12 protein-coding genes and 2 pseudogenes are annotated in these 14,372 nt (G+C 35.1%); 7 read left to right on the forward strand and 7 right to left on the reverse strand.

All coding sequences use genetic code 11. The annotated features are described in order from the left end of the window. Both H131_RS15730 and H131_RS15735 read left to right on the forward strand, forming a co-directional pair. Window positions 1–1,149 (forward strand): FRG domain-containing protein, encoded by a 1,149-nt coding sequence (locus H131_RS15730; protein WP_010860136.1) that lies wholly within the window; start codon window positions 1–3, stop codon window positions 1,147–1,149. Continuing rightward, the gene (locus H131_RS15735) at window positions 1,130–3,379 is read left to right on the forward strand and encodes an AIPR family protein (protein WP_036130583.1); all 2,250 of its coding nucleotides are present in this window, start codon (window positions 1,130–1,132) and stop codon (window positions 3,377–3,379) included. Before H131_RS15730 ends, H131_RS15735 begins: the two co-directional genes overlap by 20 nt. Window positions 3,380–3,475: 96 nt before the next feature. On the opposite strand, the gene H131_RS25500 is transcribed toward H131_RS15735, so the two are convergent. The 3 genes and pseudogenes from H131_RS25500 to H131_RS15750 form a co-directional block, all read right to left on the reverse strand. Next, window positions 3,476–4,042 (reverse strand): GGDEF domain-containing protein, encoded by a 567-nt coding sequence (locus H131_RS25500; RefSeq protein WP_230491861.1) that lies wholly within the window; start codon window positions 4,040–4,042, stop codon window positions 3,476–3,478. Between the two features lie 423 nt (window positions 4,043–4,465). Beyond that, window positions 4,466–5,223 (reverse strand): annotated as a pseudogene (locus H131_RS15745) (alpha/beta fold hydrolase). Window positions 5,224–5,405: 182 nt separating this feature from the next. Next, window positions 5,406–6,755, reverse strand: a complete 1,350-nt coding sequence (locus H131_RS15750; protein ID WP_010860139.1) for an FAD-binding oxidoreductase — start codon at window positions 6,753–6,755, stop codon at window positions 5,406–5,408. A 193-nt stretch (window positions 6,756–6,948) separates the two neighbouring features. Between H131_RS15750 and H131_RS15755 the strand changes: the two genes are divergently transcribed. The 3 genes from H131_RS15755 to H131_RS15760 all read left to right on the forward strand — a co-directional run bounded on the left by H131_RS15755 (window position 6,949) and on the right by H131_RS15760 (window position 8,869). Continuing rightward, entirely contained in the window at window positions 6,949–8,367 is a 1,419-nt protein-coding gene (locus tag H131_RS15755; RefSeq protein ID WP_036130586.1) for a glycoside hydrolase family 18 protein, read from the forward strand. A 139-nt stretch (window positions 8,368–8,506) separates the two neighbouring features. Then, the gene (locus tag H131_RS24585; RefSeq protein ID WP_155242467.1) at window positions 8,507–8,665 is read left to right on the forward strand and encodes a YfhD family protein; all 159 of its coding nucleotides are present in this window, start codon (window positions 8,507–8,509) and stop codon (window positions 8,663–8,665) included. Between the two features lie 12 nt (window positions 8,666–8,677). Then, window positions 8,678–8,869, forward strand: a complete 192-nt coding sequence (locus H131_RS15760; RefSeq protein WP_010860141.1) for an H-type small acid-soluble spore protein — start codon at window positions 8,678–8,680, stop codon at window positions 8,867–8,869. A 113-nt stretch (window positions 8,870–8,982) separates the two neighbouring features. Here H131_RS15760 and H131_RS15765 read toward each other — a convergent pair whose 3' ends face one another. From H131_RS15765 to H131_RS25505, 3 genes are all read right to left on the reverse strand, one after another. After that, the gene (locus tag H131_RS15765) at window positions 8,983–11,154 is read right to left on the reverse strand and encodes a bifunctional diguanylate cyclase/phosphodiesterase (protein ID WP_230491862.1); all 2,172 of its coding nucleotides are present in this window, start codon (window positions 11,152–11,154) and stop codon (window positions 8,983–8,985) included. A 209-nt stretch (window positions 11,155–11,363) separates the two neighbouring features. Beyond that, window positions 11,364–11,801 (reverse strand): RNA polymerase sigma factor, encoded by a 438-nt coding sequence (locus H131_RS15770; RefSeq protein WP_230491863.1) that lies wholly within the window; start codon window positions 11,799–11,801, stop codon window positions 11,364–11,366. Then, the gene (locus tag H131_RS25505; protein ID WP_230491908.1) at window positions 11,753–11,899 is read right to left on the reverse strand and encodes a hypothetical protein; all 147 of its coding nucleotides are present in this window, start codon (window positions 11,897–11,899) and stop codon (window positions 11,753–11,755) included. Before H131_RS25505 ends, H131_RS15770 begins: the two co-directional genes overlap by 49 nt. A gap of 237 nt (window positions 11,900–12,136) precedes the next feature. Here H131_RS25505 and sspI point away from each other — a divergent pair, with 237 nt between their 5' ends. Next, entirely contained in the window at window positions 12,137–12,346 is a 210-nt protein-coding gene (gene sspI / locus H131_RS15775) for a small acid-soluble spore protein SspI (protein ID WP_010860143.1), read from the forward strand. A 77-nt stretch (window positions 12,347–12,423) separates the two neighbouring features. After that, on the forward strand, window positions 12,424–13,803 hold the full coding sequence (locus H131_RS15780) for an FAD-binding oxidoreductase (RefSeq protein ID WP_010860144.1): 1,380 nt from the start codon (window positions 12,424–12,426) through the stop codon (window positions 13,801–13,803). Between the two features lie 145 nt (window positions 13,804–13,948). Here the strand turns inward: H131_RS15780 and H131_RS24590 are convergent. Next, window positions 13,949–14,117: pseudogene (locus H131_RS24590) on the reverse strand (IS5/IS1182 family transposase); the annotation flags it as partial. Window positions 14,118–14,372: the final 255 nt, after the last annotated feature.

Consider the following 14,372-nt stretch of genomic DNA (forward strand, 5'->3'; position numbering starts at 1 on the left):
TTGAATACAAATATTATTGAAAATAAAAAAGGCTTTTCACCAGTATCAGAATTTATAAAATCTATTGTTAGAGTTACTAAAGAGTTTGAGGAACAGAGTAATATTGTATATAGGGGGGAGGGTGAGAACCATAAACTAACTGCTTGCCAACCAAATTTGTTTAGACAATATGATTTGAGAACTTCTCATAATATAGAATTAAATATTTTAGATAGCATGAAATCTAAAGGCTTAGTAGAAACAAATTCTTATTTTGAGATGGCTATTGAAGCTCAACATGGAGGATTTCCAAGTCGACTTCTAGATGTTACATATAACGCTCTTGTAGCTTTATTTTTTGCTGTTACCCCACATTATAATAAAAATATTGATGAAGATGATAACAAAGATGGTCTAGTATATATATTTAACATACCTAAAATGTACTCGCCTGCTTCAAACGATATTCATGATTTATACAAAGATTTATTGAATGATAATTCACCCCTAAGAAAAGAGGAAGTATTTGCTACTAGTCATAGACTATTAGACCATGCATCCAAAAATCAAAGAATTATTGCTCAACAAGGAGCTTTTATTTTATTTTATGGAAATTCTTTTTATCCTTTACCACATCATTTAAGAAAAGAAATTACTATAAAAGCAGGAGCGAAAAGCAGAATTCGAGAAGAATTAACATCGTTATTTGGCATACATACAGGTTCCATGTATCCAGAATTACCCAACAACGTTTCAGATATTCTAAGTAAAATAGATAAAATTAGTAAATTAACATTTACACACACTAATGAAATTTTAATATGTATTGAAAATTTAAAAAGTGCAAATTTATCGACATTGAACAATTTTACAAAAAAACACGAGGAATATAAAGATTATATTGAAAAAATTAAAAAATTTGATGAAATATTTGAAGATAATATATTATTCAAAGAATTATTTGAAGAGTTTCTAGATAGACAATATAAATTAGTAGATTTTGATAATTTAAAGCAATATATATCTAATTATAATATTTTTCTACTGAATTTTTACGATTATACGAATAATCGATATTTTATTGAAGCTGTAAATATTAATGAAATTTTAATTGATATGAATCTAATCAATAACATGGAGATGAAAAAAAATGACAATGCAAATTACTAGTGATGAAATCTATCAAAAACAAACTATAGAAAAATTTGTTGAAGATTATTTAAGACATGAAAATATGGATGAAATATCAATTGAAAACGGAAAAAATATATATCTTTATGAAGAAGATATTTTCATTTATACAAGTTATTATAAAAATTGTGAAGAAACGAAGAGAAATATTACAAAAATAATTGAAACGGCTGATTTTAGCCTTACCAAAATTCCACAGGTTTCAATTCTAATTATTACTAATAGCGTAAAAGAAAAAATAGAGTTAACAAATAATCCAGAAATTGATACTTTCTTTAAAGATATAAATAAAAAAATTAAAGAACGTTTTGATTTAAGAAGTATGCCGAAGAATAAAATAAAATTTATATACAAAGTTTTAGTAGTACCCAATCAGTTTACTAAACATTCAATTAATATAAAAAGTCGTATTAAAGCAACAGAGGTAAGTGGTTTAGACACCCCAAAAACAAACGGGAGAGTATTTACAGTAAAATTGTATGATTTAGTTGAGCTATATAATAAAGTTGGGGATGAATTATTTAAATACAACTTAAGAATTGGTATAGATGACCAACTAAATGTTAATACAGAAATTTTTAAAACATTGAGTTATAATCCAGAAGAATTTTGGTTCTTAAATAATGGCATTTCTATGATTCTTTCTCAAGAATGTTTAGAAATGCGTCAATATAATTCAATCGAACTAACAAACTTATATAAAAATAACAATTTAAATATTTCTATTATAAATGGCGCTCAAACTATTACTGCATCAAGTAAATTTTTTTATAATAATTTTTTAAAATCTGATTATGATAGATTAATTAAACTTATAGACAGAGATACAACTGTATGGGAAAAGATAATAAAATCGATAAATAAATCGATAAATAATAACTGTAGTATAGATGAAACAACAATTAATTTAGCCATCTATGAAGCATCAAAAATAATTGAGATAACTTCCAATGAAAATTTAAAAGAGTGGTATAATTCTTTAAAAAGAGATTCTGATATATTAAAGCAGATAGTTAAAACTATTATTGAGTTTTTAAACCCGAAATTCCTTGAAGATACCAGAAATTCGAATAAAATCAATGAAAGTACAGAATTTTTGTTTAATACTATTAAATCTGGATCTATTGCATTAAACAAGGCCGCGGAGAACGCACATGTTATCCTTAGAGTAATTTACTATCAAGAAGATGAGAGTAACAAAACCTCAATTACAAATTTAACAAGTAAAATCACTGTTGCACTTAACAGACAAAAACCTATAAAATCCCAAGATATTTCTCTAGTTTCTTGTTTTGTGCAAAATGTAAATGCCTTAAGTTCAGGTATAATTAATCAAGAACATTTAAATTCGGATGTTATATTTGAAATTATTCGTAGAGGAGAAATTGAATCTACTGCTAATTATAAGTACGATTTAGCAAATTTAGTACGAATATTAGTCTCAATTTTGGGTCAAAATCCTGGTGCTATTAAATCAACAAAAATTGAGGACTTATTATCTATCAAAGAAAAATCAGAACCTTCAATTAATAATTCAACAATATCTGAAATAATATCTTTTAAAAATAATACTATTTTTAAAGATTTTATTAATAATTATTCATATGAAAGTGAAGAATTTGACAGTAATACTTTTATATTTGAATTCCAAAAATATTATTCATTTGTTAATACAGCTATGTTTCTAGACCTCAAATTAAAAGAACAATTTAAAATTTTGAGTAAGGAATCTAAAGATAATACTATAAAAAAATTCATTTCTCAATTGAATTTAAATGAATTACTTAAAAATAAAGCTATTATTAATAATGATGATTTTACAGATAAATTTTACGCTTTAGTTAATTATGGTAATTATTATCTATTCAGTTGTTGGTTTTACGAACTTTGCTTCAAAAGTACTTTCACTTTAAACGACAGTAAAATTGTTAAAGAAATGAATTTAGAAAATCCGGATTTTGGAATAATCGATTACAATTCACCGATATTTAAAGATGTTGGTATAAACAAAAATAATATAGTAATGTTTATTATTGAATTTATCGAATTTTGGGATTATTACATGGGTGCACATTTAAAAGTTAATAATCCAAAAGAATGGTACTTAGCGAAATCTTTTAAAAAGAATGATGATAAGATTATTCAACTTTACTTTAATTTTAAGGAATTCCTATCAAATTCATCAGCTAAACTGGGGCCAACCTCTTAGCACTAAATTTTTACTACCTTAAAAATTAACCCCAACCGTTTGAGTATTACTTCAAACGGTTTTTTCTACTAAAGTATTTAATATAAAAAATTATTTTTAAATACAATCCCCACAATGTGTCACCCGATTCCGACCATTCTCCTTCGAAGCATATAGAGCTTGATCGGTCCTTTTCAAAATCGTAACATCGGTATCTTCAGTAGTCACCGTCGCCACACCGATACTTACAATGATTCCGTCAATTTGCCACTGAGCCTGCTCAACGGCAAGTCGTATTTGCTCGGCAACAGCGATCGACTCATCAATATCTGTGTCAGGCAAAATTAGGACGAATTCTTCTCCGCCATAACGAGCGACTATGTTCCCAACACGCGCCTGCATTTTTAAAATTTGTGCTATTTGTGCAAGCACTTCATCACCTACTTGGTGCCCGAACGTGTCGTTCATCCTTTTGAAATGATCAATATCTAAAATCAAAAGGGAGAAGATTGTTTCATTCTTGTCATACAATGCAAAATGCGCTTCTATTTTCTCTTGGAAGAACCTTCTATTTTTCAAACCTGTTAGCTTATCAGTAACGGAAAATTCTACTAAAGAGGCATTTATTTCAAGCAAATCTTTTTGTTTTTTCTCAATTTCAAAATGAATTTGCTCCAATTTCACTAGAGCTTGGTCTTTTTCTACATAAGCAGCTTACATTTGCTTTTTTAGCTGAACGTAATTCTAATTCATAGTCAATGCGCTTTTTCATCGGTACGACAATACAATCGATATTTTCTGTCTCATCCTCCCAAATCTTTTTACCATTTAGCAGAAAAGGAACGGTCATGCCCTCTCGATGTCAAACTGATAAACAGTTCTTCCCCATGAATTAAGACTAATAGTAGGGTAGAAAAGTTAGCCTATTTGGCGTAGACATGAGTAATTCGATATGCTTATTCAACAAATCCGCCAGTTCATAGCCCATCAAATCTAAGAGGTTTAATTTACCTCTATTATCAGTCCTTCATGTTGAGATGGAGATAAAGCCACATGGCGCATAGTTTAATCGTTTATCCATTTATTTCGATTATCCTTTCTAGTTCCTTAAAGGAATTCGGTGATTAAATGAATCTTTTCTTCTGGATGGCTAATATGCGGATAATAGCCTTTTGCCTCCATTAAATCGCAATGTACTATTTTTTAAATGACTATGTAAATACTCTCCTACCTCTATCGGAACAATACTATCATTCGAACTTTACATAATAAGAATAGGCACATTGCTTTAGATAAGTCTCCTCGATGATCCGATAAGAATGTGACTTCTGCAAATTCTCTTGCAATGACTGGATCCGCTACTTTAAAAGTCTGCTCTAGCTCTTTTGATAATTTTGGAGACTCCGGGTTATTCATAGCAATTGGAGCCGAATGGCTAGCCCATCCTGAAAAATTCATTTCCACCATATCTAGTAATTCTGTAATATCACTGTGATCAAATCCACCGACATACCCCTCTTTATCATTTAAATAAGATGGTGAAGGTCCTATCATAATTAATTTTTGGAAATAATTTGGTCGATCGATGCAAGCATCCCAATCATTGAACTTAATGAATGGCCAATAAAAATTACATCTTTAAATTTCATTGACTCAATGATATCTAGTACATCCTGCATATAACCTTGAAGAGAATGATATTTTGTTGATTCGTAGACGTTTAAATCTGAATTCCCGGAGCCCACATAATCAATCAAAATAATTTGGTATTTTACCTCAAATGCAGGTGTAATAAATCGCCACATATTTTGATCACAACCAAATTCATGTGCAAAAATAACTGTTTGCTCCCCTTCCAAATATATGTAATATCTCCATTCTGACGATGAAGACGATAATTATCAAGTGAAATCAGTATTATTCGTCGTCTCTCAACTTCAGAAATGTGAAATCAAACAGAAAAACAGAAAGCCAAAATTTCTCTCAGCTTTCTGCTCCTTCTAAAATTGTATGCAAATTGTGTGCGTGCCAGGCACCCTCAAAACCCTCAAATCCACTTCCTAACAGGCGGGATACTTTGAGGAAAATGAAACACATTGAATGGATCATATGTCGTCTTGATTTCTCTAAGTCGTCTGAAGTTTCGTCCATAATATGCGGTAGGCCAATCTTTTATATTGCGATCAGGAAAATTCACGTAATCACCAGCAGTGTAAGGCGATAATGCTCGTCTCAAGTCTTCGATCCATTGAATGTTTTGTTTTTCTTCTTGTGGCTCTTCCCATGTAGTTAGGTATTCTTGGGCAATGAGGGCATTTCTATAAAAATAGGCAGTACGACTTGGCGCAACCTGGCTTACTGCACCTCGGAGCGATTGGTGCCAAATTTCAGCATTTCTATTTGGCGCGTTAGCTAAAAATTCTTTCATTCTTCTGATAGCCGCGTGTGGAAAAGGTTTTTCAATAAACGAACCCGACCTTTTGCGAAGTGCAGGTTGATTGCCACTTGGGACATCGAAAAATCGCACAGCTTTGATGTAAGGGGCGTCCTTTATCCATACACTTGTCGGTGAACCAGTCCTCCTTAAAGGGCGAAGGAGTTTTTTTAATTCATGTGCTGAACCAACAAACTCGCCTTGGGCAACAACTTCACCCACTTCCTTTGATTTGAGCTCAATCTGTGAGGTCAAGCGTTCGTCTGTATAAGGGGCCCACTTCTGCCATGCATCAAAGGCGAGCTCAAAATCTTCCCAGCCCCACGTGATTGAGAAAATAGACACATCTGAAATAGGATGGAGCTTAAATGTCAGTGCTGTGACAATGCCGAAATTCCCGCCACCTCCCCCGCAGCAAGCCCAAAATAAATCGCTGTTCGAATGGTTGTTTGCCTTTATAAGTTCTGCTCCTAAATGACCACTTGCGCCGACCATTTCAATTTCCAATAAATTATCACAAGTAAGCCCAAACTGCCGTGATAGCATACCAATTCCCCCACCGAGTGTTAAGCCAACGACTCCGACACTGCTTTCGGTTCCTGCTGGGATGGTCATGCCATATTCCCATAATTCACGATATACTTTCCCTAAATCAGCCCCTGCTTCAATTCTTGCTGTCATGTCTTTCACATTGATAGTTATTGCATTCATGTCACTTACATCAATAACTATGCCTTCATTCACTAGAGAATAATTTTCATAGCTATGCCGACCGCTCCTTATTCGAAATGGTTCATTGTTTTCCCTAACCCATCTTAATGCATTTACTACATCTTTTGTATTTTGACAAAATACAATTTTACTTGGGAATTTTGCAATGCTTAAGTTGTTATTAATCCTAGCCTGTTCGTAATCCGGATCACCAGGGGTAACAATTCTTCCTGTTAGCTTTACCTTCTTCAACGTACAACTCCTTTCTCAAATGATGCCATGTGCATGTACTATCCTATGCACAGCATTGGGAAAGAAATATGAATTTTGAAATTTTTAAAAGTATAAAACGTTACTGTATATCCTTTATTACGCATCAGATAAATACTCATTTTATAGCCTTTTACATATGATGCACTAATGAAACTACTTTGGGGGTGTCTTGATGATTATACATGTGGTGAGCACCGGTGAAACACTTTGGCAAATTGCGAACCGCTACGCTGTCCCACTCAATACGATTGTCCAATTAAATGCGTTACCCAATCCAAATCAATTGATGGTCGGTCAATCACTCGTTATTCCTTCGCCTTATACAACGCACATCGTTAAAAGTGGCGAAAATTTAGGGACGATTGCACAACAATATGGTGTGCCCGTTCAATTGCTTATCCTAGAGAATCATCTAACAAATCCAGATAACTTAACGCCTGGAACAAAACTAGTTATTCCACCAATTACGCATATTGTGCAACCTGGGGAGACATTATCACAAATCGCCAATCGCTATGGTATGACCGTTGAAACTTTAGTTTTAGAAAATGGCATCACAAATCCAAATATGATATATGCGGGAATGCGCTTAATTATTCCAAGAGCGAAACCTACAATTGAAGTAAATGCTTATACGTATCAGCCGAGTGAAGAAGCGGTTAATTCTATTGACGCCATAGGCAATCTGCTTACTTATTTTAGTCCCTTTGCTTATATGATAAAGGAAGATGGATCATTACAGCCCATAAATGATAAAGCCATGATAGACGCTGCTATTTCAAAAAATATTATCCCTATGCTAACCATTACAAACTTCTCTTCTACAGAAGCAGGTTCCAATTTAGCGCATGTAATTTTATCTAATGCGGCATTAAGAGAGAAGGTAATAAATAATGTGATGCAAGTGATGCAAGATAAGGGCTATAAGGTGTTAAATATTGATTTTGAAAATGTCTTACCAACAGATCGGGAAAATTACAATCTATTTCTACAATTAGCTGTTGACCGTCTTCACCCGAAAGGATATTTAGTTTCGACTGCTCTTGCACCAAAAACAAGCGCCAGCCAAACTGGAACATTATATGAAGCACATGATTATGAGGCACACGGGAGAATTGCGGATTTTGTGGTGTTGATGACGTATGAATGGGGCTATCGACTGGGTCCTCCACAAGCTATTTCGCCCATTAACGAAATGAGGAAAGTTGTGGAATATGCCCTTTCAGTAATTCCTGCTGAAAAAATATTTTTAGGTTTTCAAATTTATGCCCGAGACTGGATTCTGCCACATGTTCAAGGGCAAGAAGCAGAGACATTTAGCCCTCAAGAAGCAATCAGTAGAGCAGCAAAATATGGCGCAACCATTCAATATGATATGACTGCTCAATCTCCTTATTTCCGTTATGTTGATGAACAAGATAGAAATCATGAAGTATGGTTTGAAGATGCCAGAAGCGCTCAAGCGAAGTTCGACATGGTTACACAATACAATCTTCGTGGTGTCAGCTATTGGGCACTAGGTTTCCCTTTCCCACAGAACTGGGTATTATTAAATAACGATTTCTCGATTATAAAACAATACAAAACATAATAATCCTTTTTATTATTGCACAACAACTTAAAATGTATTTGCAAATTGCTCTTCACTTTTCTTGTCCAATATTTGCCCATGATAAAAAATCCGTTTCAATGCCATATTAAGATATATCAAATGGAAAGGAGAATGCAACATGGGAAGAGATAATAAGCAAGGGCAAAGTAACAACAAAGGTTCATTACCTCAAACGCCAAAAAACCAAAAAATCGCGCCAGACAAAGTGAAAGAAGAGTTTTCGCAAGAGTTTACGGAGCTTATTAATGCAGTAACTAAAAATAAGCAAAAAAAATAAGGAGGGCTTCGATTGGAATATCAACGTGCGCAAGAAATTGTCGCCTCTTCATCAGAATATGAAGTAACATACAACGACGTTTCTGTATGGATTGACAAGCTTCACGATGATGAAAAAACAGCAACTGTGCATTTACGACGCTCGTTAGAAGAACGATCCGAAGTCGATATTTCAGAATTAAAAGAAGAATACCTCGTACATTAATAACATCATTTGTCTAAACCCTAAAATAAACGAGCACGCAATTTTAAATTTTGCGTGCTCGTTTTGCGCATCGTTTCAAGGGAATTATTGTAAATTCTACTTATTGTCGGTTTTCAAATAATATATTCCTCAACATATTTAAACTGCCCTAGAATCTCATCTGCATGACTATGTAATTCATTAAAGGTTGCTGTTAGTTGCTCAGCGGCAATTGGCTTACTAAATAAATAGCCCTGGATATAATCACAACCGCCATCAATAAGGAATGCAAGCTGAGCCACTTCCTCAATTCCCTCAGCAACTACTTTTAAGCGTAAATGCTTGGCCATTGAAATAATCATGGAAACAAGTGCTTCATCGTTAGGATCATGCTGAATATTACGTACAAAGGCACGATCGATTTTCAGACAATCGATGGGGAAATCTTTTAGGTATGAAAGCGACGAATAACCCGTACCGAAATCATCGACTGCAATTTGAATACCAAGTGCTTTAAGTTCATGAAGCAACTGTGTCATTTGATCGATATTCATCGTCATACTTTCTGTAATTTCTAGTTGTAAATAATGAGGCTCTAACTTTGTTTGCTGTAAAATCCCCTTAACCATTTGCACCAAATCCTGCTGGAATAACTGTCCGAGCGATAAATTGACTGCCACCTTCATTTGTGGCAGACCCTGTGCTTCCCACGTCTTTGCTTGGCAACATGCTGTTTCTAATACCCATTTTCCAAGAGGAATAATAAGGCCGGATTCTTCTGCAATCGGAATAAACATATCAGGTGGTACAAAGCCTCTTGTTGGATGGCGCCAACGTACAAGTGCCTCCACAGATTCAATGTTACCTGTTTTCAAATTTACTTGTGGCTGATATTCCAGATAAAATTCATGATTTGTAAGTGCCTTATGTAGTTCTTGCTCCAGCATGATACGATCTGCCATGCCGTTAGACATACTAGGGGTGTAAAAAAGAAATCGCTGTGGGATTTGGCTCGCCTCACGCATAGCTAACTGCGCATGCATCAATAATTCCTCTCCTGAGCTACCATCTTCATGTAGCGCAATACCAATATTTAAATTACCATTTAGAGAGAATAGCTGTACTTGTAATGGCTTATCCATAGCATTTTTTAAGTTAAAGCAAAATTGCAACAGCTCTTCTTTTGTCCGAACATGATCAATATAAACGACGAACTGACCCTCACGTAGTTTTGTCGCAAAGTAGTGTGGAGGTAAAATCGCTTGGATTCTTTCCGATACGAGCTTCATCATTTTATTGGAATAACTAATCCCGATAGATGCACTAATCGCTGCTAATCGATCAATTTCAATTGCGATTACTGCTTTTTGCTCTCTATCTGTATGCAAATCTTCCTTCAAGATTTTCAGCAAAAGACGCTCGTTTGGTAGTTGTGTAATATCATCATGATAGGCTTGAAATCGTAGTTCCTGTTGCGAGTGTTCAAGGTCTTGTTTAATCTGCAAAAGTTGCTGATAAGGCTTTTCAACCGATGTATAATATATCGCTTTTAAAATCAGATAAAACGCATAAAATTGGAAAATAAGCGCTGAAAAGTTCCAAATTTCATTTGGATATTTCCCAATAACAAATAAAATATCACTTAAAATTAAGTAAAATGCCGCACTAATTAGCCACATGACTCGTTTAGGTACTTTTTTATAATACTTACATAGAATATATATCGTTATACCTTGCAAAATCGCTGCTAATAGGTGAACCTTATCAAGTGCGATATACACCCAGGTATCTTCTTCAATAAATGGCTGTAAAATCATCGGAGGTCTAGACAAAATAATAAGTGCACACGTAACAAATAGTAAGGAAACGCCATATGTATATACTCGATAAACCATCGTTAATCGTTTTTTAGCTTTTAAAATAATAAACAATACACCTATTGCCAAACATAAACGCATGAGCAGATGTAACCACATGTTCATATAAGAGCTTTGCATAGCATTTGCCCCTAATATAACAATGTTTGCTATCTCTAAAAGTGCAATGATAAAAAACAAGCTACCTATGTATAATGTTTGATTTGATAATAAGTGTGAAAATACTAGCCAAGAATGAATGGCAATTGCCATTGTAAAAACAACAATCAGTATTTGCATAACTAAATTTAAATATATGTAACTTTCTTCCGTATAAACTCTGTTGAGCTGATTCCCGTAACCTAAGAGAGGTATTAACAATAGTAATGGTAATGCTATATACCATATCTCTTTCTTGTCTAACTTTTGATGATTACTCCTTTTCTCCAACACTAACCCTCCATACCCTTTTGAACCCTAATACTAGTATGTATCACTCGAAATAAATAGGTAATTTCATCTATTAAAAAGAAATAAAGCTTTTAAAATTGTATATTTCTTTGACTTCTTACAAATCATAGCATTTTTTTTGGAATTTGTATGCAATTATTATAAGTATGCTAATATTCAATTTATTTAGATATTAGCATACCTATATCTCATCGTTCTTCTTTAGAAGCTAAAAGTTGACGAAGTTTTATCATCAGTCTTACACGTCTTTTTTTGACTGCTACAACGGACAACTGTAGTTCACTTGCTACCTCTTCATAGCTATAATCCTCCAAGTAAAAAAGAACTAACAATTTTCTTTCCTCCATTTTTAATTGGAGCATTATCGTTTCTAACAAAGCCGACTCTACCTCGTGATCAACTTGCTCCTCACGTATTCGGTATGCATTTAACGTCTCATCATCCATCGGCGCAAATTGCTTTTCAATACGTTTTTCTTTTGTTAACTCCTTCATGATTTCTCCTCTCACTGTCGTATAAATATAAGAAGAAAATAGCCCTTTCGCAGGGTCAGCTTTTTTCCATGCCTCCCAAACCGCTATTGCAGCAATATGTCGATAATAGTCAAAATCTTTGTAAATATACACTTCAAAAAAATAGACGTAATCATTGGCTGCACTAATTCTAATACTTTTTCAAATGGTAGCTCTGGTGATAGGAGTTGCTTTTCATGTTGTTTAGACATTTTTTATCCTGCCGACTGTGCACAATCCGTTATTCCTAGGTGATACTATCGTAGCCATTCATAATGAACGCGTCGAACAGCCATTTTGCTGAAATCCCCCATATGATATATAAATAGCTGTTTAACTAACTACAGAAATATAGGGTGGAAATTTCCCAAATCCTAAGTTTTGCTCTGATTTTTATACATATTTCTTGAATCGATGGACAAATTACTAATAAGGAGGCGAAGAATTAGATGAATTTTCAAATAAGAGATGCGATTACAGCCAATGTACATGGACAATCAGCAACAGAAATTAAGGATATTGTTGTAGATGCTATTGAACGCGGCGAGGAACACTTACTACCAGGTCTCGGTGTATTTTTTGAGAAGTGGTGGCAACAATCTAGTACTGCTGAGCAGGATGAATTCGTACAAAAGCTAGAAAAAGTCTTTGCACACTAATTTTTTATAATCAGTTCATTCCATTTCCAATAAACGCGTGATAAATTAGATTTATCTGAAAGTTTGGAGGGATTGGAATGTCTGTTGCTGTAGAGTTAATAGTAAATCAACTAAGAAAAGTGTTATTGGATGAGCAAGTATCAACGAACGAAACGGTGCGGGAGCTACATGGGAAAGATGAATCCCATCACGCAATGAGCATGCCAGACATCGTTGTTTTTCCGCGTTCTACAGCGGATGTCAGTGCCATCTTGAAAGTTGCACATGCCGAGCGTATACCAGTCGTACCATTTGGCGTGGGCTCAAGCTTAGAGGGCAATGCGATTCCAATTGCAAGAGGAATCTCCATCGACTTCTCTGAAATGAATGCCATTTTGGATATTCGACCAGAGGATTTACTCGTTAAAGTACAACCTGGTGTGACACGTGCACAGTTGAATAAGGAATTAAAAATACATGGGCTTCAGTTCACTGTAGACCCTGGTGCTGACGCTACACTTGGCGGCATGGCAGCAACAAATGCAAGTGGAACGACCGCTGTACGTTACGGCGTGATGCGCGATCAAGTACGTGATTTAGAAGTTGTACTCGCAGATGGCACAGTTATTCATACAGGTAGTTTGGCAGCAAAATCTTCTTCTGGTTATCACTTGAATGGCTTATTTGTCGGTTCTGAAGGTACATTAGGTTGCTTTACCGAACTAACTTTGAAAGTCTACGGTATACCGGAGTTTGTGACTGCTGGTCGTGCAGTATTTGCGACAGTCGGCGATGCTGTCAGTGCAGTTGCCACATTATTACAAGCAGGCATTTCAGTTGGACGCGTCGAACTTGTTGATGAGGCTTCTATAACACAAGCAAATATTTATAATGAAACATTTTATAATGAAAAACCAACATTATTTTTAGAATTCCACGGAAATGAAGCGGGTATGCAGGCTGATATCGAATTTGCAACAGAAATTTTTGAAGATTTTCATTGTTTGACTGTTGAATTTGAGCATGACAATGCCGCACGCAACAAACTTTGGGAGGCACGTCATTCGCTGGCCTATGCCTATATTCATGCCTTTCCAGGGAAGAAGCTCATGTCGACAGATGTATGTGTGCCAATTTCAAAGTTAGCTGAAACAATTTTATATGCTCGTGAACAACTAGATGAAGTTGGACTGGCAGGAGGAATTGTAGGTCATGTGGGTGACGGTAATTTCCATGCCCTGTTGATGTTAGACCCAAGTGATGTTGAGGAACAGGCGAAGGCCGATCGTTTTAACGAACATCTCGTGCAATATGCATTGCTTCGTGGCGGCACATGCACCGGTGAACACGGTGTAGGTATCGGAAAAATGAAATACCAGGCAACGGAGCACGGCGCTTCTTTACTGGTCATGAAGAGCATCAAGGCAGCTCTTGACCCAAACAACATCATGAATCCAGGTAAAATTTTCTCAATGTGAAGTTATGCTTGGTCTAGAATCATACTTTTTTTAAAAGATTGTCCACAAAAGGTATTCGGAATGTTCACATGCCGAATACCTTTTGACATTTATCAAAAATAGTTGTTACAAATAGCCCTTATTAACGACAGTAGTACGCGACTTGATTCAGCCCTTCTTGACGTTTTGCCTCATAATGCACGCGTTTCCTTGTGCACGATTTTCTTTTCAAATTTACGCTTGTTCGCACTCACTTTGACATGTGTCAAATCAATAAAGACATGGTCAGTGCTCCATAATCCTTGATCCGCAATTTCTTTTAAGATGCGATAGAAGTACACTATTTGATTGGAGCGCAGGCAACTTCTGCGGGAATAGCATGAGCGAAAAGGCCCCACAGGAGCCCTCGCGACGAGGAGACTGAAGCCATGCCCGCGAAAAGCGCCCGCCGTAGCGCAAATCAACGGTTTCATATAGTTACTTCTATTTGAAAAGAAAAAATACAGTAAACAAACTCCTTTTTTTAGTTTGTCTACAGTCTGATGGGGCTGACCCAAAAGTAAAAACAACATACTTAGAGGTGTCCAATC

The organism is Lysinibacillus sphaericus OT4b.31, from assembly GCF_000392615.1.
Lineage (GTDB): Bacteria > Bacillota > Bacilli > Bacillales_A > Planococcaceae > Lysinibacillus > Lysinibacillus sphaericus_B.